We start from the raw sequence: 18,884 nt of genomic DNA on the forward strand, positions 1-18,884 counted from the left end.
CCCTTCCCCGCACCCGCGCCGACTAGCTCCAGGCCTCCGTCACCGCGCGGCGCGCGCCCTCCAGATCCACCGGGCGGCCCGTCTCGCCGAGCGCGGCGCCGAGGGCGGCGAGCGAGGACTGGACCGCGCCCGGGGTCGCGTCCACCCCGTAGTGGTTGACCCGGATCATCTCCTTGGCGAGCGCCCCGCCACCGGCGATCAGCGGCAGCGACGGATCCGCGGCCAGGGCCTTCGCCACCAGCTCGGAGGCGTCCACGCCGGCCGGCACGCGCAGGGTCGTCGCCACCGGGGCCGCGTCCCGGGCCTCGTACACGTACGGTTCCAGACCGCCGCCCAGCGCGAGCGCGCCCGCCCGGGTCGCGGCCGCCGCGGAGGCGTGCCGCGCCATCAGCGCGTCCAGACCCTCCGACTCGATCCGCTCCACACAGGCCTCGAGGGCGAGCATCTCCAGCTGCGCGGGCGCGTGCAGCAGCGTCTTGCGGCCGCCGTCGATCCAGCGCTCCTTCCAGTCGAGGAGGGAGAGGTACGAGCGGCGCGGGGCCGCCGGGTTGGCGGCGAACCGCTCCCAGGCCCGCGCGCTCACCGACACCGCGGAGACGCCCGCGGGCCCGCCCATCGCCTTCTGCGCGCCGATGATGCACATGTCCACGCCCCACGCGTCCGGCAGCACCGGCTCGGCGCCGATCGACGCCACCGCGTCCAGGTAGAACAGCGCGCCGTGCGCCCGCACGACCTCGCCGATCTCCGCCACCGGGTTGGTGTTGCCGGTCGCCGCCTCCGCGTGCACGAGCGAGACGAAGTCGATCGCCGGGTGCTCGGCGAGCGCCCGCTCCACCTGGGCGGCCGTCACCGCCGTGTGGAAGGGCACCTCCAGGTCGACGACGGTCGCCCCGCAGTCCCGCAGCCAGTTGCCGAAGGTCTGCCCGTACGGACCGGTGACGATGTTCAGCGCGGTCGAACCGGCCCGCGCCCCGCTCCGGATGCACCCTTCGAGCGGCAGCAGCGCCTCGCCCTGGGTGATCACCACGTCCTGCTCCGTGGAGAGCAGCGCGGCCACCCGCCGCTCGATCGACGCGAAGTGCGCGGCGGTCAGCGGGGCCAGGTCCAGGAGCGGATGCGTCACGGTCACGGGGGTTCCTTCTTCGGTGTCGTATGCGTGTCGCATACATCGGGATCGGGCTCGTGCCAGCGTAAGCGCCGCGCGGCCCCGGCAGGCGCGGCACCCCGCCCCGACGCCGCGCGCCGTCACGAGGCTGTGCGGAACATGTCACAGGCCTCGTACCACCGCTCCCGGGCGCTTCCCCCCGGGCCCCGCCGGTGGGATGTTGCGGCCGGAGCGGCGCCGCGGGGAGCCGCCGTGAGGAAAGTGGGGTGGGCGCCATGGCCCGAGACATCGCCGACGGCGACGGAACCGACGGAACCGCGAGCACCGCCAGCACCGACGGAACCGCGAGCACCGACGGAACCGCGAGCACCGACGGAACCGCGAGCACCGCCAGCACCGACGGAACCGCGAGCACCGGCAGCACCGACGGCACCGGAAGATCCGACGAGGCGGCCCGAACCGACCGGACGCTGCTGCGCCGGGCGGCGGTGGCGGCCGCCGTGCTCGCCCTCGCCGCACCGCTGACCCTCGGTGCCTCGGGCGACGCGGGCGCGGTGGGCACGGCCTGGGCCGTCTCGGCCCGGCCGATCGTCTTCGCCCGCTACACCATGGGCGCGCCCGTCGAGGACCTGTACGCGATCTCCCCGGGCGGCAGCACGGCCGTCAAGCTCACCAGCACCCCCACCGTCAGCGACGTGATGCCCAGCTGGTCCCCGGACGGCAAGCGGATCGCGTTCCTGCGGTACGGCTCCGGCGGCGCGATCGACGGCGTCTGGACGATGAAGAGCGGCGGCGGCGACCTGAAGGCCGTGCCCGGCACCAAGGGCGCCTCCGAACCGGCCTGGTCCCCGGACGGCAAGCGGATCGCCTTCTCCCTGCCGGTCGGCGCCCAGCGCGAGATCTACGCGGCCGACGTCGACGGCACCCCCGCCAAGCGGCTCACGTACACCGCGGCGGACGAGGCCCACCCGACCTGGTCCCCGGACGGCAAGAACCTGGCCTACAGCCGCGCGGACGCCGCGGGAAACAGCCGGCTGATGCGGATCGACGTCTCCACCCTGGTCCAGACCCCGATCACGCCGGCCGCCTCGCGGGACTGGACGCCCGACTGGTCACGGGGCAACCGGATCGTCTTCGGCCGCCTGGACTCCACCGGCTTCGCCCACCTCTACGTGATCCGCCCCGACGGCACCGGCGCGCACCGCATCACCTCGGCCCGCGCCCACGACAAGTACCCCTCCTGGTCCCCGGACGGCAGACGCCTGGTCTTCACCCGGGGCGGCACCGACGACGCCGACCCCGAACACCTCTTCCTGGTGGGCGCCGACGGCACCGGGCTCACCCAGCTCACCAAGACCGACTCGCACGACCAGCAGGCCGACTGGCGGCCGTGAGCGGCGGCCCGGCGGTCACGCCGGTGCACGCGCGCACGTGACGGACATCGCCGCCCGGGACCCGGGCGGCGGCTCGTAGAGTGCGGGTATGAGCGATCACGCGGTGCTGCACGTGAAGGGGCGGGTGCTCGTCGGCCCGGAGGACGTACGCGACGAACTGTGGTGCGTCGGCGGCCGGATCACCTTCGACCGGCCCGCCGCCGAGGCGGTGACCGTCGAGGGCTGGGTGCTCCCCGGACTCGTCGACGCCCACTGCCACGTCGGCCTCGACCGGCACGGCCCCGTCGACGACGCCACCAGCGAGAAGCAGGCACTCACCGACCGGGACGCCGGCACCCTGCTCATCCGGGACGCGGGCTCGCCCTCCGACACCCGCTGGATCGACGACCGCGAGGACCTGCCGAAGGTCATCCGCGCCGGCCGGCACATCGCCCGCACCCGCCGCTACATCCGCAACTACGCCCACGAGATCGAACCCGCCGACCTCGTCTCCTACGTCGGCCGCGAGGCCCGCCGAGGCGACGGCTGGGTCAAGCTCGTCGGCGACTGGATCGACCGCGAGGCCGGCGACCTCACCGCCTGCTGGCCGCGCCCCGAGGTGGAGGCCGCCATCGCCGAGGCGCACCGGCTCGGCGCCCGCGTCACCGCCCACTGCTTCGCCGAGGACTCGCTGCGCGACCTCGTCGAAGCGGGCATCGACTGCATCGAGCACGCCACCGGACTCACCGAGGACACCATCCCGCTCTTCGCCGAGCGGGGCGTCGCCATCGTCCCCACCCTGGTCAACATCGCGACCTTCCCGCACCTCGCCGACGGCGGCCAGGAGAAGTTCCCCCGCTGGTCGGCGCACATGCGCCGACTCCACGAGCGGCGGTACGACACCGTCCGCGCCGCCTACGACGCGGGCGTCCCCGTCTTCGTCGGCACCGACGCCGGCGGCTCCCTCGCCCACGGTCTCGTCGCCGAGGAGGTCGAGGAGCTCACCCGGGCCGGCATCCCGCCGATCGACGCCCTCGCGGCCACCGCCTGGCGGGCCAGGGCCTGGCTCGGCCGCCCGTCCCTCGAAGAGGGCGCCCCGGCCGACCTCGTCGTCTACGGCGAGGACCCGCGCGCGGACGTCCGCGTCCTCGCCGCGCCGCGCCGGATCGTCGTCAACGGCCGGGTGGCCGGCTGAGGCCCGGCCGCGGGCCCGTCAGCGGCTGAGAAAGGCCAGCCGGGCCCGCTTCTCCGGGATGAAGACCTCCGGCAGGTCCACCTCGGGGAGCACGACCTCCGGTCCGAGCACGAACCCGGCCCGCACCATGCGGGCGATCGCCTTCTCGTTGGCGGCGTCGGGCTCGATCACGATCCGGGCCCGGTCCTTCAGCGAGAAGTCGACGAGCGCGGTGAGCAGCAGGCCGGTGAAGCCGGGCTCGGGGGCGAGGCCGGGCGCGACGAACAGATGCACGCCGATGTCGCCCGGCCGCACCTCGTAGCACTCGCTCACCCGGTCCGCCTCGGGGTCGTACGTCTGGAACAGCGCGACCGGCTCGCCGTCCCGGCTGACCAGGTAACCGTGGTGCGTGGTCAGCGAGTCGAGGTGCGCGTAGATCTCCCGTACCTGCTCGACGGTGGTGCCGACCATGCCCCAGAAGCGGGCCCGCTCCTCGTTGACCCAGCCGTGCAGGAGAGGGGCGTCGGCGTCGGGGTCGACGGGCCGGACCGTGACGGTTCCGAAGCCCTCCACGGTCTGGACGTGTACGGCGGTGGTCATCCTTGCTCCTTGATCAGGTTCTGCCAGTCGGTGGTGACGGGGGCGAGCTCGCCGCGCAGCCACAGGGGGAGCTGGTCGCGGTGGTGCGGGTCGCCGGGGACGCCGGAGGCGCCGAACGGCACGATCCAGCGGCTCCGTTCGCGGTCGCCGAGGTCCCAGACGTACCGGGCGGCGGACGCGCGGGCGCCGCGGTCGGTCCACCCGGGCACGCTGGAGGTGGAGAGCACGCAGTCGTGGTCCCCGCCGAGCCCCGGCCACTGGTCGTCGTCGGCGTCGGGCAGCGCCTGCCAGGGCGCCAGCCGGTGGGTGACGCCCCAGGCGGCGGGCGGCTCACCCGCCCCGACCTCGTCGAGCGCCTCCCGGACGATCCGGTCCACGTCCGCGGCGGGCACGGGGCCCGCCGTGAGCAGCGTCTCCAAGGCGTAGGCGACCCGCGGGCCGAGCGCCAGCCACGGCCGGAACAGCTCGGGGTACGGAGCGGGGGCGCGCAGCGCGGCGAAGGCCTCGTGACCGGCCATCCGGCGCACCACGGCTCCGCGCACGGCGGCGTAGAGGCCCGCGTCGGTGCTCTCCGCGTCCATCCGGCGGTCCCAGCCCAGCAGCCGTTCGCGCACGGCGCGGGCGGCGGGGGAGAGGCCCTCGCCGGCGGCCGCCACCCGCTCCAGGAGCCGGGCGGCCGAGGGGTTGTCGGTGTCCGCGTGGACGGCGGCCGTCGCCTCCGGCGTCCAGGACGCCGAGGCGCCGAGCAGCTCGGCGATCCGGTCCGCCCGGTGCGCCGGCGCGAACTCGACGCCGAGCGGCGCCGCGAGCCCCCGGGCATTGGCCATCACCGCGTGCCCGCGCACCTCGGCGCGCGGCAGCGGCGCCGGCGCCGGCTCCCACGCGTGCGCGGGGTCCCAGGCCGGCACGAGCCGCAGGGAGTTGGCCCGGTCCCGTACGGGTACGTGGCCGGCGACCCGGTGCAGCAGCCCGCCCGCCGTGTCGGCGGCCTGGACGACGTTCACCGGCTCGACCCAGCCGTCGAGGGCCGTGTCCACATCGGCGACGGTCCGGGCGCGCAGCAGCGCGGGCAGCACCCCGAAACCGAGCTCGCCCGTCACCCGCGGCGGATACCGCAGACTGACGGCCTCCCAGCCGGAGTCATCCGGGCCGGGCCCGCTGTCGGGCTGGTCTCCGTCCGCCCTGCGTCCGGCGGCATCCGGGCCGGGCCCGCCGTCGGGCTGGTCTCCGTCGGCCTCGCGTTCGGCGGCATCCGGGCCGGGCCCGCCGTCCGCCTCGCCGCCGTCGGCCTCGCGTCCGGAGGCATCGGCGCCGGGCCCGCTGCCGGGCTGGTCTCCGTCCGCCCCGCGTCCGGAGGCATCAGGGCCGGGCCCACCGTCCGCCTCGCCGCCGTCCGCCTCGCGTCCGGAGGCATCGGTGCCGGGACCGCCGTCCGCGCCGATGATCACCGGGCCGCGGTCGGTCTCGATGACCTCGATGACGACCGGTTCCGCGCCCGCGACCTCGATGGTCTCGGTGTGGCGGGCGGCGGGGCGGCGGCCGTGGGGGCCGACGGCCTCCACGCGGCCGTCGGGGAGCCGGTGCAGCCGCTCGCGGTAGAGGTCCTGGTAGTCGGCCATCGCGTTGGTGATCGCCCAGGCGACCGCTCCGGTGTGGCCGAAGTGGGCGAGGCCGGGGATGCCGGGCACGGCGAGGCCGACCACGTCGTAGGCGGGGCAGGCGAGCCGGATCTGCTGGTAGACGCCGGGCGCCTCGATGAAGCGGTGGGGGTCGCCGGCGACCAGGGCCGCGCCGCTCGCGGTGCGTTCGCCGGCCACCACCCAGCCGTTGGAGCCGGCGGTGCCGGGGCCGTCCGTCGCGAAGAGCTCGGTCCACTCCTCGCCGAGCCGCCGGGCGACCTCGTCCCGCCACAGCTTGGTGGGGAAGCCGGCGAAGAGGATGTGGGTGGACAGCCAGACGGCGAGCGGGGTCCAGGGCTCCCAGCGGCCGGGGGCGAGGCCGGTGGCGGCGAACTCGGGCGCGCGGCCGGCCCCTTCCGCGAGGCCGTCGTTGACGCCGTCCACGTACGCGCGTACCCAGGCGGCGGTCTCCGGGTCGGTGCGGTCGAGCCGCTCGAAGCAGCGGCGGGCGGTGTCGGCGAGCCGGGCCTGGCGGACGAAGGTGTCCCAGCCGAGCTCGGCGGCGCCGAGGAAGGCGGCGGTGGTGCCCTGGGCCCGGTGCCTCTCGACCTCCAGCTGCCAGGCGCGGTCCCGTGCGGTGACCCGGCCCTGGGCGAAGGCGAGTTCGTCCGGGTCCGCGGCGCGCAGATGGGGGACGCCCCAGGCGTCCCGGTAGACCTCGATGCTCACGGAGACCCCGATCCCGTCCATGTCTTCGCAGATTTTCTTAGGTTAGGCTGGCCTAAATTAATCTACAGGAGTCGCGCGTGGGCGAGGTGCACGGGGTTGACGATCCGTGACGCGCGGGCCTCGTGACTCGTTCTCACCAAATCCGCGCACACCACCCCGTGCGAAAGACGCGGGGCGGGCGGGAACGGTTGTGGCCAAAAAATTCGAAAATGAACACGGAAACCCCCCTTTGGAGTGAACTCACGTCAGGCGACTGCCGGTTCACTCTCCGTGCGTGAAGATTCCGGTGTCTCAAGTCGCCGAGGCCGCGCCGACCCACCGTCCCCGTGGTGAGCGGCCGGCGACGCCATGTCTCCTGTGGGGGTTCCACCATCTTGAACAGCAACACCTTCCGCATGCCCGTACGCCGTTCCGCCGCCGCCGCGACCGTCGCCGCGCTGACCGTCGGACCGGTGCTCCTCGCCGCCCCCGCGGCGCACGCCACGGGCGGCGAAGGGCAGGCCACCGCCGTCGTCCTGCGGACCGGCCTCGACGTCTCCCTCCTCGGGAAGACCGTCGACGTGCCCGTCCGCGCCTCCCTCAACGAGGTCAAGGCGCCGCGGACGGAGAGCGAGACCGCGCTCTCCGTGAAGGTGCAGGGAGCCGAGGGCGGCGAACCGATCGACCTCCTCGCCGCCGACGTGGCCACCTCGAAGGCCACCGTGGACGAGAACAAGGCCGAGGGGTACGTGAACCTGGTCAAGGCGCGGGTGCACGTCCCCGGCATCCCCGCGCTCTCCCTCATCGAGGTCGAGAAGGTCACCTCCAAGGCGCTGTGCGAGACGGGCAAGCGGCCGGTCGCCGAGTCCAACGTCCTCGGCCACGTCACCGTCTTCGGCAAGAAGACCACCCTGTCCACCGGCGGCCGCACCCAGGTCAGCGTGCCCGGCATCGGCGCCGTCACGCTGGACCTCTCCCGCACCTCCACGACCTCCCGCACCGCCGCCGCCACCGCCCTCGAACTCAGGGTGGAGGTCGATCCGCTGAAGCTCGGCGTGGCCGAGGTCAACGGCACCGTGACCCTCGCCCAGGCGACCTGCGAGACGCCCAAGGGCACCGCACCGACGCAGCGGCCCACCGAGGAGCCCACCGGGCGCCCGTCCGAGCAGCCCACCCAGCAGCCCACCGCCAAGCCGAGCGACGCCGGCGGCATCAAGACCAACAACGGCGGCACCACCCCCACCGAGAGCCTCGCCGAGACCGGCGGCAGCTCCACCACCCCGTACATCGCGGGCGGCGCCCTCGCCCTGCTCGTCGCGGGCGGCGGCGCCCTCGCGCTCACCCGCTCGCGCGCCCGCTCGCGCGGCTGACGGCCCGAGGGGGAGGCGCCGGGGGGCGCCGGGGGAGAAAGGGGTCCGGGGGGGGGGGGGGGGGGCCCTCCCCCCCCCCCCCCCCCCCCCCCCCTTCGTACGTCCCCGTCCTGCGAGGCCCGGCCTCAGCCGCCGATCAACAGCGCCTGGTCGAGGGCCTGGAGGAAGCGGTTCGTCGTCACCCGGTCCCGCACCGCGAGCCGCAGCCAGTTCCGGTCGAGCCCCGGGAAGGTGTCGCCGCGGCGGGCCGCGAAGCCGAGCGACCGCAGGGTCTCCCGTACCGCGTCCGCGCCGTCGATCCGGATGAGCACGAAGGGGCCCTCCGCCCCCGGCACCGTCCGCACCTCGTCGAACTCCGCGAGACCGGCGAGCAGGTGCGCCCGCTCCACCCCGCCCCGGTGCGCCGCGTGCTCGGCCTCCGCGAGCGCGGCCCGCGACATGCAGGCCTCCGCCGCCACCAGGGCCGGCGTCGACACCGGCCACAGCGGCTGCACCCGCTCAAGGGCCGTGATCGTCTCCGGATCGGCGAGCACGTAGCCGATCCGCAGCCCCGCGAGCCCCCACGTCTTCGTGAGGCTCCGCAGCACCACGAGCCCGGGCACATCGGTCCGCCCGGCCAGCGACTCGCGCTCGCCCGGCACCGCGTCGATGAAGGCCTCGTCGACCACCAGCGTCCGCCCCGGCCGGGCCAGCGAGGCGATCGCCGCCGCCGGATGCAGCACGGAGGTCGGGTTCGTCGGGTTCCCGATCACCACCAGATCCGCGTCCTCGGGCACCGCCGCCGGATCCAGCCGGAAACCGTCCCGCTCGCGCAGCACCACCCGCCCGACCTCGTGCCCGGCGTCGCGCAGCGCCGCCTCGGGTTCGGTGAACTGCGGGTGCACCACCACCGGCCGCGACACCCGGAGCGCCCGCGCGAGCAGCACGAACGCCTCCGCCGCGCCGGCCGTCAGCAGCACCCGGTTCGACGGCAGGTCGTGCCGCTCCGCGACCGCCGCCCGGGCCGCCCGCCCGTCCGGATAGGCCGCGAGACCGGTCAGCGAATCGGCGATCCGCTCCCGCAGCCACTCCGGCGGGGTGTTCGTCCGGACGTTGACCGCCAGATCGATCAGTTTCTCGTCCCTGACCTCCGCGTCACCGTGGTGCCGCAGGTCGTGGGCGTCTCTTTCCGTGTGGGTGTCCATGGCCGCCGTCGTGTGGGGGGTGGGGATGGTGGGGGGTGAGCCAGGCTCGCCAGCGATGTACCCGTGAGCCGAGGGCAACAACCGTACGCCTGGGGCGTCTTCGTTCGGACGAAACGGGACGGAAACGGCGATCGCACACGTCACCCGCCGCGATTTCCGCTTCGGCACGACCAGCACGACCCCGCTGCCGCCGCCTCCTAAGGTCGCGAGCCCCACGCCCGCACCACCCCTCGCGCCCCCGTCCGCCCCGCCCGTCCCCGCGCCGGCCGCGAGCAGGGCCGCCGCCTCCGCCACCGATGCCGTGCCCGTCGCGGCCAGCGGCAGCGCCGAGGGATGCGGTACGGAGACGGCGGCCAGCTCCTCGGCCGTGAAGGCGCGCAGGGGCACGCCGAGAACCTCCGCCGCCGCCACGATCCCCGGCTCCGACGCGCGCGCGTCGAGAGTGGCCAGGGACCGGAGGCCGGCCCGCGTCAGCCGCGCCTCCCGCAGCACGGCGTCGGCCAGCGCGAGGACCTCGTCCACCGCCACGCCCGACCGGGCACCGACGCCGAGGTGCGCGGACGCCGCCCCATCGGATAGCAAAGGCCCATGGCTGTAGTCGTCGCGCTCGGCGCGTTCCTCATGACGCTCTTCGGCGGCTGGGTCGCACAGCGCGTCACCGACCGCCGCCACCTCGTCCTCGGCCTGGCAGGCGGCCTCATGCTCGGCGTCGTCGGCCTCGACCTCCTGCCGGAGGCCCTGGAGGCCGCCGGCCGCGAGGTATTCGGCGTACCGGAAGCCCTGCTGCTCTTCGTGGGCGGCTTCCTCCTCGCCCATGTGATGGAACGTCTCCTCGCCGTCCGCAGCGCCGCGCACGGCGTCGGCCAGGACTGGGGGGCAGCGCAGAGCGCTTCGATGAGGGGTGGTGGCCGGGAGACGGGCGGGCGGGTCCCGCAGGTCGGCCTGACCGCCGCCGCGGCGATGGTCGCCCACAGCCTCATGGACGGCATCGCCCTCGGCGCCGCCTTCCAGGTCGGCGGCGGCATGGGCGCCACCGTCGCGCTCGCCGTCATCACCCACGACTTCGCCGACGGCTTCAACACGTACACGATCACGAGCCTCTACGGGAACGCCCGCCGCAAGGCCGTCGCCATGCTCGTCGCGGACGCCGTCGCCCCGCTCCTCGGCGCCGCCTCCACCCTGCTGTTCACCCTTCCGGAGGAACTCCTCGGCGGCTATCTCGGGTTCTTCGGCGGCGCGCTGCTCTACCTCGCCGCGGCCGAGATCCTGCCCGAGGCCCACCACGAACACCCCGCCCGCTCCACCCTGCTCTGCACGGTGGGGGGCGTGGCGTTCATCTGGCTCGTGGTGGGCCTCTCGGGCGGCTGAACTCACCTGCAGCGCTCCACGAACCGCGCGGCGACCTCCGGGGCCCCCGCCCAGTGCGTGTGCACATAACTCGCGTGCACCCCGCCCTGTACGAACCCCTCCACCCGCCGCTCCGGCTGCCGCAGCCCCCAGGCCGCCACCGCCCCCGCACCCGGCTCGATCACCGTCCGGTGGAACTCGTGCCCCCGCATCCGCGCCCCCGCCGGAGCGATCACACTGTCGTTCACCGCGACCGCGTCCCGGTACCCCAGCGTCAGCCGCTCCGACATCCGCGCGTCCGCGTCGAGCACCCCGCACATCGGGTTCCCGTCCAACGACCGCGCCAGATACAGCAGCCCCGCACACTCCGCCGCCACCGGAGCCCCCGACGCGGCGAGCTCCGCCACGGCCTTCCGCAGCGGCTCGTTGGCCGACAACCGCTCCCCGTACATCTCCGGGAACCCGCCGCCTATGACGAGCCCGCTCGTCCCCTCCGGCAGCGCCTCGTCCCGCAGCGGGTCGAACGTGACGACCTCGGCGCCGGCCGCCGTGAGCAGCTCCGAGTGCTCGGCATACGAGAACGTGAACGCCGCCCCACCGGCCACGGCGACGACCGGCCGCCGGCCCGGCCGGTCCACCGGCCCAGGCGCGTCCCACGGCTCGGCACCGAGTTCAGGAGCACTGCGCGCGAGCGCGAGCAGCGCTTCCATGTCGCACCCCCGCCGCACCTGCTCCGCCTGCGCCGCCACCGCCTCCACGGCCTGCGCCTGCCGCTCGGCCACCGGCACGAGCCCCAGATGCCGCGACGGAGTGGCCACGGCCGGCGCCCGCCGCAGCACCCCCAGCACCGGAACGCCGGACTCCCCGAGGGCCTCCCTCAGCAGGTGCTCGTGCCGGTCGGTGGCGACCTTGTTGAGGATGACACCGCCGATCCGCACCTCGGGATCCCACGACGCGAAACCGTGCACGAGCGCGGCCACCGACCGCGACTGCGACGACGCGTCCACGACCAGCACGATCGGGGCCCGCAGCAGCTTGGCGACCTGCGCGGTGGACGCCAGCTCACCCTGGTCGGCGGCCCCGTCGTACAGGCCCATGACGCCCTCGACGACCGCCAGGTCACACCCGCGCGCGCCGTGCAGGAAGAGCGGCGCGATCCGCTCCGTACCGCACATGTACGCGTCGAGGTTGCGGCCCGGGCGGCCGGTGGCCAGGGCGTGGTAGCCGGGGTCGATGTAGTCGGGACCGACCTTGTGCGGGGAGACGGCCAGACCACGGCCGGCGAACGCGGCCATGAGGCCGGTCGCGACCGTGGTCTTGCCCGCGCCCGAGGAGGGCGCGGCGATGACGAGACGTGCTACCACTCGATGCCCCGCTGGCCCTTCTGACCGGCGTCCATCGGGTGCTTGACCTTGGACATGTCGGTGACGAGATCGGCGAAGTCCAGCAGCTCCTGCGGGGCGTTCCGGCCGGTGATGACGACGTGCTGGGAGCCCGGACGGTCGCGGAGGACCTCGACGACCTCCTTGACGTCGATCCAGCCCCAGTGGAGCAGGTACGCGAACTCGTCGAGCACGTAGAACTTGTACGTCTCGGCGGCGAGGTCCCGCTTGACCTGCTCCCAGCCCTGCCGGGCCTTCTCCTCGTGCGAGATCTCGCCCTCGGCGACCTCGCGCTGGATCCAGGACCAGCCCTCGCCCATCTTGTTCCAGGTGACCGTGCCGCCCTTGCCGGTCTCGCCGAGCGCCTTGAGGGCGTTCTCCTCGCCGACCTTCCACTTGGCGGACTTCACGAACTGGAACACCCCGATCGGCCAGCCCTGGTTCCAGGCGCGCAGCGCCATGCCGAAGGCGGCGGTCGACTTCCCCTTGCCGACGCCGGTGTGCACCATCACGAGTGCCCGGTTGCGGCGCTGACGGGTGGTGAGACCGTCGTCGGGCACGACGGTCGGCTGTCCCTGCGGCATTAAGCGGCCCTCCAAGATGCTGACGTGGTGTGTGATGCCTGTACGTCCCTGACGAGGCCCGCGATCGAGTCGGCGCGCAGCTCGTCCAGGGTGACGGCGGTGCCGCCGAGTTCACGGGCGAGCTGCCCGGCGAGCCCGAGCCGCACCGGTCCGGTCTCGCAGTCCACGACGACGCTCGCGGTGCCGTCGGCGGCGTGCAGCCGCGCGGCCCGGGCGGCGAGCGCCACCGGGTCGCCGGCCGCCCTCCCGCCGGTCGCCCGCCCGTCGGTCACGACGACGAGCAGCGGCCGGCGCGACGGGTCCCGCAGCCGCTCGACCCGCAGCACGTCGTGGGCCTTGAGCAGCCCGGCCGCCAGCGGCGTCCGGCCGCCGGTCGGGAGCTGTTCGAGCCGGGCGGCGGCCGCGTCCACGGACGAGGTCGGCGGCAGCGCCACCTCGGCGTCCCGGCCGCGGAAGGTGACGAGGCCGACCTTGTCGCGCCGCTGGTAGGCGTCGAGCAGCAGCGAGAGCACCGCGCCCTTCACCGCGCTCATCCGCTGCCGCGCCGCCATCGAGCCCGAGGCGTCCACGGCGAAGAGCACCAGGTTCCCCTCGCGGCCCTCCCGGGTCGCCTGCCGCAGGTCGTCCCTGCGGACCACCAGACCCGGCCCCGACCGCCCGCGCGCCCGCTGGTGCGGCGCCGCCGCCTGCACGGTCGCCGCCAGGTGCAGCTTGGTCAGCGCGCCCCTCGGCCGCGTCGACCCGGTCGTACGCCCGTGCTCGGTACGCGCCCGGGACCTGCGCCCGGCCGCTCCCTCGCCCAGCCCCGGCACGCTCAGCATCCTCGTACGGAACGGCTCCCCGGCCCGAACAGCGGCCCGCTCGCCGGAACCGGCGTGCGACCCCCGGGGCGCGGGCGCCTCTTCCGGCATTCCGGAGTCCGGCACCTCGGAGTCCGGCACCCCGGAGTCCTGCGGCGCGGGCCCCTCGCCCTGCGGCGGAATCCCGCCGCCGCCACCGCCGTCGGGACCGCCGTCGGGACCGCCGTCACCCGGCCCGTCGGGCTCGGGCTCGGGGTCGTCGTCGGGCGTGTCCTCGCCCTTGAACCGCTCCAGCGTCTCGTCGAGCTTGTCCTCGTCGAGGCCGGGCGCGTCGAAGGGATTGCGCCGCCGCCGGTGGGGGAGCGCGAGCAGCGCGGCCTGCCGGACGTCCTCCGAGGTGACCTCGGTGCGGCCGGCCCAGGCGGCGAGCGCGGTGGCGGTCCTGGCCATGACGATGTCGGCGCGCATGCCGTCCACGTCGAACGCGGCGCAGGTCGCGGCGATCTGGAGGAGCACCGCGTCCCCGAGGGTCACCAGGGGCAGCAGCTCCCGGGCGGCGACGATCCGGGCGCGCAGCGCGCTCTCCTCGCCGGCCCAGCGCGCGGCGAAGCCGGCCGGGTCGTCCTCGAACGCCAGCCGGCGCCGTACGACCTCCACCCGCTCCTCGGGCACCCGGGAGGCCGCGACCTCCACGGTGAGCCCGAAGCGGTCGAGCAGCTGGGGCCGCAGCTCGCCCTCCTCCGGGTTCATGGTGCCGACGAGCAGGAAGCGGGCCGCGTGGCGTACGGAGACGCCTTCGCGTTCGACGTGGGAGGCGCCCATGGCGGCGGCGTCGAGGAGGTGGTCGATCAGGTGGTCGGAGAGGAGGTTGACCTCGTCGACGTACAGGATCCCGCGGTGCGCGGCGGCGAGCAGGCCCGGTTCGAAGGCCTTCACGCCGTCGGCGAGCGCCTTCTCGATGTCGAGCGCGCCGACGAGCCGGTCCTCGGAGGCGCCGACGGGCAGTTCGACCATCCGGGCCGGCCGGGAGGTGCCGGGAGCGTCGCCGTGCGGCCCGTCGGGGCAGCCGGGGTCGGGGGCGCCCGGGTCGCAGCTGAACCGGCAGCCGGCGACCACCGGCACCTCGGGCAGCAGCTCGGCGAGCGCCCTGACGGCGGTGGACTTCGCCGTCCCCTTCTCACCGCGCACGAGGACACCGCCCACCGCCGGTGAGACGGCGTTCAGCAGCAGCGCGAGCCGCAGGTCGTCCATGCCGACGACGGCCGTGAACGGAAAGCGGGTGCTCATCGTGCGGTCACTCCTTCGAGGGGTACGGAAGTCGGGGCGGGCCGGGCGCTCACGGCGCGCCCGGGGGCACGAAGGGGAGACCGGCCGGGGCGCCCCGCTCGATGAGGCGGAGGAGGGCGTCGGTGTCGGCGTGTTCCTCGATGAGGTCGCCGAGGCGGTCGAGCTGTTCCTCGCGCAGGGCGCCGAAGGAGGTGTCGGGGGCGGGCACGAAGCGGCGGCCGGCCGCGGCGGCGACCTCGCGGAGGAAGGCCCGGCGGAAGCCGTCGCTCTCCAGGGAGCCGTGCCAGTGGGTGCCCCAGACGGAGCCGACGCGGCAGCCGTCGAGGAAGGGTTCGCCGCCGCGGACGTCGGCGACGCCGTGGTGGATCTCGTACCCTTCGACGCGCTCGCCGAGCGCCTCGCCGACCGGGCGGGCGAGGGTCTTCTCGACCCCGAAGCGGACGTGGACGGGGAGCAGCCCGAGCCCGTCGACGACACCGGCCTTGGACTCGACGTCGTCCTCGATGCGCTCGCCGAGGGCCTGGAAGCCGCCGCAGATGCCGAGGACGGGACGGCCCTCGGCCGCGCGGCGGGCGAGCTCGTCGGCGAGGCCGCGCTCGCGCAGCCAGGCGAGCGCCTTGACGGTGCCCCGGGTGCCGGGGACGACGACGAGGTCGGCGTCGACGAGTTCTTCCGGACGGTCGACGAAGCGGACGACGACGCCCGGTTCGGCGGCCAGCGCGTCGACGTCGGTGAAGTTGGACATCAGGGGGATCGCGCAGACGGCGACCCGCAGCACGTCGGCGCCGACCGGCGGGGCGACCACGGACTCGCGGACGGTGCCCCGCAGGGAGACGCGGAGGCCGTCCTCCTCGTCGATGCCGAGACCGTGGGCGTACGGCAGGACGCCGAAGGTACGGCGGCCGGTGAGGCCCTGGAGCATGTCGAGGCCGGGTTCGAGCAGGGTCACGTCACCGCGGAACTTGTTGACCAGGTAGCCGGCGACGAGGGACTGGTCCTCGGGGCTCAGGAGCGCCGTCGTGCCGAAGAACTGGGCGAAGACACCGCCCCGGTCGATGTCGCCGACGACGACCACGGGCAGCTTCGCGGCCCGCGCGATGCCCATGTTCACGATGTCCGTGCGCCGCAGGTTGATCTCGGCCGGACTGCCCGCCCCTTCGCAGATCACGGCGTCGTATCTGCCCCGGAGTTCCTCCAGGCACGCCAGGACGGGCTCGAAGAGTTCCTTCTGCCGCCCGCCGTGGTAGCCGCGGGCGCTCAGCTCGCCGACCGGCTTGCCCATGAGGACGACCTGGCTGGAGCGGTCGCTGCCGGGCTTGAGCAGCACCGGGTTCATCAGGGCGGTCGCTTCGACGCGCGCGGCCTGCGCCTGCATGGCCTGGGCGCGGCCGATCTCGGCGCCCTCGCGGGTGACGAAGGAGTTGAGGGACATGTTCTGTCCCTTGAACGGTGCGACCTTGATCCCCTGCCGGACCAGCCAGCGGCAGATGCCGGCCGTCACGACGCTCTTGCCGGCGTCCGACGTGGTCCCGGCGACGAGCAGTCCGCCACCCCTCATGCGTTCCTCCGCTTCAGCGCGCTCGCGATCAGCCGGCCGCCCACGCAGGCGGCCAGGGTCAGTCCGGTGACCCGGCGGGACAGCCGGACCGCCCGCTCGATGTCGGCGACCTCGACGGCCCGCCCCTCCCCGTTGAGCACGGGCCGGTGCTCGACCCGGCCGCCGTACGCGAGGGTGCCGCCGAGCCGCACGCCGAGGGAGCCCGCGAAGGAGGCCTCGACGGGTCCTGCGTTGGGGCTGGGGTGCTTCGCCGCGTCCGCCCGCCAGGCCCGTACGGCCCCGCGCGGGTTCCCGCCGGCGACGGTCGCCAGGGCGGCGGTGAGGCGCGCCCCGGGCCAGCCGGCCACGTCGTCGAGCCGGGCCGAGGCCCAGCCGAAGCGGCGCAGCCGCGGCGACTTGTGCCCGACCATCGCGTCCAGGGTGTTGACGGCCCGGAAGCCGACGAGTCCCGGCACGCCCGCGACGGCGCCCCAGAACAGGGCGCCGACCACCGCGTCGGAGGTGTTCTCGGCGACGGATTCGACGACCGCGCGGGCCATCGCGGGACCGTCGAGGGAGTGCGGGTCGCGCCCGCAGAGGTGGGGCAGCCGCTCGCGCGCCACCTCCAGGTCCCCGGCGGCCAGCGCGCCGCCGATGGCGCGGGCCTCGCGCCCCAGGGTCGTCCCGCCGACGACGGCCCAGACGGCGGCCGCGGTCAGGGCGACGGAGGCGGCGCGGCTGCCCCGTACCGTACGGGCGGCGAGGGCGCCGGCGGCGGCGGTGGTCCCGGCGCAGACGGCCGTGTGGAGGGCTCCCCAGCCGCGGTGGTCGTGCCACAGGGCCCGTTCGACGCCGGCCGCCGCCCGGCCGAACGCGGCGACGGGATGGCCGCGGCGGGGATCGCCGACGAGCCGGTCGACGGCGAGGCCGAGGGCCGCTCCGTACGCGAAGACACCGGTGGCTCGGGAAACGCTGCGGCTGCAGCCGGGCATGGCGCTATGTCCTCACTCAGGGTCCGCGCCCTGGATCGACGTGACCGGCGGCGAGAGTTCCTGACTCCCGGACCCTTCGGATCCGGTCACAGTGGCGGGACCGCGCCGGATTCGCACCGGGCTTCCTCTGCTGCCGCCGTAATGGCCCCGGAAGTCCACCACGGGCCGAGAACACCCGTCAACTCACCCTTGACCTGCGTCGCGTCACTGTGCGGAGCACCACAAACACGACGGCCGGGCGGCCCGCTCCCGAAGGTGCGGACCGCCCGGCCGAGGTAACCGGGGACCGTCAGGCGACGATCAGGTAGATGCCGTACGCCACGGCCGCCAGGCACAGGGCGAAGCAGGCGTAGGCGCCGGTGCGGGCCAGGACGGCGGAGCCGCCCTGGGCGGCGGCCTGCTCCTGCTTGGAGAGGCCGATGATGCCGAGGGTGAAGAGGCCCACCAGGGCGACGGTCGCCACGAGGCTGACTCCGAAGACGGAGCCGAGGGCTGCCCAGTCGATCTTCATGCTTGGTTCCAGTTCCTTAGACCGCGGCGGCGGGGGCCGGGGGAGCGGCAGGGTCCGTGGGGACCGGCGCGGGGATGGTGGTCTTGAGGTCCTCGTCCGCGACGGCGGCGACGGAGCCGGCCGGCGGCGGGGTGACGGCGGCGATCGCGGTGGTGACCACGCCGTCGGCCTCGGCCTCGGCCTCGACGTCGTTGACGTTGGTGTGGTCGACCACCTGGCGGCGGGAGATCAGCCAGATGCCGAGGCAGGAGGCGACCAGGAAGGCCGCGACCGTGTAGACGCCCCAGTCGCCCTGGCGGGCGATGTACTCGGCTCCCGCGGCGACCAGGCCGGCGGCCGGCAGGGTCAGGCCCCAGGCGACGAACATGCGGGTGGCCGTCGACCAGCGGACGACGCCGCCCTTGCGGCCCAGGCCCGCGCCCATCACGGCACCGGAGACGGAGTGCGTGGTGGAGAGGGAGAAGCCCAGGTGGGAGGAGGCCAGGATGACCGTGGCCGCGCTGGTCTGGGCGGCGAAGCCCTGCTGCGGCTGGAGGTCCGTGAGGCCCTTGCCCATGGTGCGGATGATGCGCCAGCCGCCGAGGTAGGTGCCGAGCGCGATCGCCAGGCCCGCGGACACGATGACCCAGACCGGCGGGTTGGAGCCCGGGGCGAGGGTGCCGCCGGCGACCAGGGCGAGGGTGATGATGCCCATCGTCTTCTGGGCGTCGTTGGTGCCGTGGGCGAGGGAGACGAGGCCGGCGGAGGCGATCTGGCCGACCCGGTAGCCCTTGGCGGTGTGCTTCTCGTCGGTCTTGGCGCCGATCTTGTACGTCAGCTTCGTGCCCAGCATCGCGGCGATGCCCGCGACGATCGGAGCGGCGATGGCCGGGATGAGGACCTTGGTGACGACGACGTCGCCGTTGACACCGCTGACGCCGATCGAGGCGATCGTCGCACCGATGAGGCCGCCCATCAGCGCGTGGGAGGAGCTGGACGGCAGGCCGACCAGCCAGGTCACCAGGTTCCAGAGGATCGCGCCGACGAGCGCGGCGAGGATCACTTCGGGCTGGATGCCCTCCTCGTTGACCAGGCCCTTGGAGATCGTCTTGGCGACCTCCACGGACAGGAACGCTCCGACGAGGTTCAGAACGGCGGACATGGCCACCGCCGTCTTGGGCTTGAGCGCACCGGTCGAGATGGTCGTGGCCATCGCGTTGGCGGTGTCGTGGAAACCGTTCGTGAAATCGAACACGAGAGCTGTCACGACCACAATGGCGAGCAGCAGCGTGATGTGTTCCATTTACCCAGGCAATCGTTTGACGTCAGTGG

General features: G+C 74.6%; 15 protein-coding genes and 1 riboswitch. Of the genes, 4 read left to right on the forward strand and 11 right to left on the reverse strand.

All coding sequences use genetic code 11. From position 1 onward, the window contains the following. Positions 1-22 precede the first annotated feature (22 nt). Entirely contained in the window at positions 23-1,123 is a 1,101-nt protein-coding gene (locus ACZ7G1_RS32250; RefSeq protein ID WP_470878452.1) for a pyridoxal-phosphate-dependent aminotransferase family protein, read from the reverse strand. Positions 1,124-1,380: 257 nt separating this feature from the next. Between ACZ7G1_RS32250 and ACZ7G1_RS32255 the strand changes: the two genes are divergently transcribed. Together ACZ7G1_RS32255 and ACZ7G1_RS32260 are read left to right on the forward strand one after the other, a co-directional pair. After that, positions 1,381-2,499 carry a hypothetical protein gene (locus ACZ7G1_RS32255; protein WP_470878279.1) on the forward strand — a complete coding sequence of 373 codons (1,119 nt, stop codon included), beginning with the start codon at positions 1,381-1,383 and terminating at the stop codon, positions 2,497-2,499. Between the two features lie 88 nt (positions 2,500-2,587). After that, entirely contained in the window at positions 2,588-3,673 is a 1,086-nt protein-coding gene (locus tag ACZ7G1_RS32260) for an amidohydrolase family protein (protein WP_470878277.1), read from the forward strand. An 18-nt stretch (positions 3,674-3,691) separates the two neighbouring features. On the opposite strand, the gene ACZ7G1_RS32265 is transcribed toward ACZ7G1_RS32260, so the two are convergent. Together ACZ7G1_RS32265 and ACZ7G1_RS32270 are read right to left on the reverse strand one after the other, a co-directional pair. After that, positions 3,692-4,252 carry a GNAT family N-acetyltransferase gene (locus ACZ7G1_RS32265; protein WP_470878275.1) on the reverse strand — a complete coding sequence of 187 codons (561 nt, stop codon included), beginning with the start codon at positions 4,250-4,252 and terminating at the stop codon, positions 3,692-3,694. Further along, positions 4,249-6,621, reverse strand: coding sequence for a penicillin acylase family protein (locus ACZ7G1_RS32270; RefSeq protein WP_470878273.1), 2,373 nt, complete (start codon positions 6,619-6,621; stop codon positions 4,249-4,251). Before ACZ7G1_RS32270 ends, ACZ7G1_RS32265 begins: the two co-directional genes overlap by 4 nt. A gap of 353 nt (positions 6,622-6,974) precedes the next feature. Here ACZ7G1_RS32270 and ACZ7G1_RS32275 point away from each other — a divergent pair, with 353 nt between their 5' ends. Then, positions 6,975-7,949 (forward strand): SCO1860 family LAETG-anchored protein, encoded by a 975-nt coding sequence (locus ACZ7G1_RS32275; RefSeq protein WP_470878271.1) that lies wholly within the window; start codon positions 6,975-6,977, stop codon positions 7,947-7,949. A 125-nt stretch (positions 7,950-8,074) separates the two neighbouring features. Here the strand turns inward: ACZ7G1_RS32275 and cobC are convergent, their stop codons facing one another. Continuing rightward, positions 8,075-9,715: an Rv2231c family pyridoxal phosphate-dependent protein CobC gene (gene cobC, locus ACZ7G1_RS32280; protein WP_470878269.1), complete on the reverse strand. Its 1,641-nt coding sequence runs from the start codon at positions 9,713-9,715 to the stop codon at positions 8,075-8,077. A 6-nt stretch (positions 9,716-9,721) separates the two neighbouring features. On the opposite strand from cobC, the gene ACZ7G1_RS32285 reads away from it, so the two are divergent. Beyond that, entirely contained in the window at positions 9,722-10,501 is a 780-nt protein-coding gene (locus ACZ7G1_RS32285) for a ZIP family metal transporter (protein WP_470878267.1), read from the forward strand. Positions 10,502-10,503: 2 nt separating this feature from the next. Here the strand turns inward: ACZ7G1_RS32285 and ACZ7G1_RS32290 are convergent, their stop codons facing one another. The 7 genes from ACZ7G1_RS32290 to ACZ7G1_RS32320 form a co-directional block, all read right to left on the reverse strand. After that, complete coding sequence (locus tag ACZ7G1_RS32290; protein WP_470878266.1) at positions 10,504-11,844, reverse strand: cobyrinate a,c-diamide synthase; 1,341 nt, start codon at positions 11,842-11,844, stop codon at positions 10,504-10,506. Further along, positions 11,838-12,446 carry a cob(I)yrinic acid a,c-diamide adenosyltransferase gene (gene cobO, locus ACZ7G1_RS32295; RefSeq protein ID WP_470878264.1) on the reverse strand — a complete coding sequence of 203 codons (609 nt, stop codon included), beginning with the start codon at positions 12,444-12,446 and terminating at the stop codon, positions 11,838-11,840. The genes ACZ7G1_RS32290 and cobO overlap by 7 nt, the downstream gene beginning before the upstream one ends. Further along, positions 12,446-14,533 carry a putative cobaltochelatase gene (locus tag ACZ7G1_RS32300; RefSeq protein ID WP_470878263.1) on the reverse strand — a complete coding sequence of 696 codons (2,088 nt, stop codon included), beginning with the start codon at positions 14,531-14,533 and terminating at the stop codon, positions 12,446-12,448. Before ACZ7G1_RS32300 ends, cobO begins: the two co-directional genes overlap by 1 nt. A 49-nt stretch (positions 14,534-14,582) precedes the next feature. Next, positions 14,583-16,091: a cobyric acid synthase gene (locus ACZ7G1_RS32305; RefSeq protein WP_470878261.1), complete on the reverse strand. Its 1,509-nt coding sequence runs from the start codon at positions 16,089-16,091 to the stop codon at positions 14,583-14,585. Further along, positions 16,088-17,062 (reverse strand): cobalamin biosynthesis protein, encoded by a 975-nt coding sequence (locus ACZ7G1_RS32310; RefSeq protein ID WP_470878259.1) that lies wholly within the window; start codon positions 17,060-17,062, stop codon positions 16,088-16,090. The genes ACZ7G1_RS32305 and ACZ7G1_RS32310 overlap by 4 nt, the downstream gene beginning before the upstream one ends. Before the next feature lie 35 nt (positions 17,063-17,097). After that, positions 17,098-17,237: riboswitch (cobalamin riboswitch) on the reverse strand. Between the two features lie 114 nt (positions 17,238-17,351). Next, positions 17,352-17,573 carry a hypothetical protein gene (locus ACZ7G1_RS32315; protein WP_470878257.1) on the reverse strand — a complete coding sequence of 74 codons (222 nt, stop codon included), beginning with the start codon at positions 17,571-17,573 and terminating at the stop codon, positions 17,352-17,354. A gap of 16 nt (positions 17,574-17,589) precedes the next feature. Beyond that, entirely contained in the window at positions 17,590-18,855 is a 1,266-nt protein-coding gene (locus tag ACZ7G1_RS32320; RefSeq protein WP_470878255.1) for an inorganic phosphate transporter, read from the reverse strand. Between the last annotated feature and the right edge of the window lie 29 nt (positions 18,856-18,884).

Source organism: Streptomyces sp. NPDC037273 (assembly GCF_055603625.1).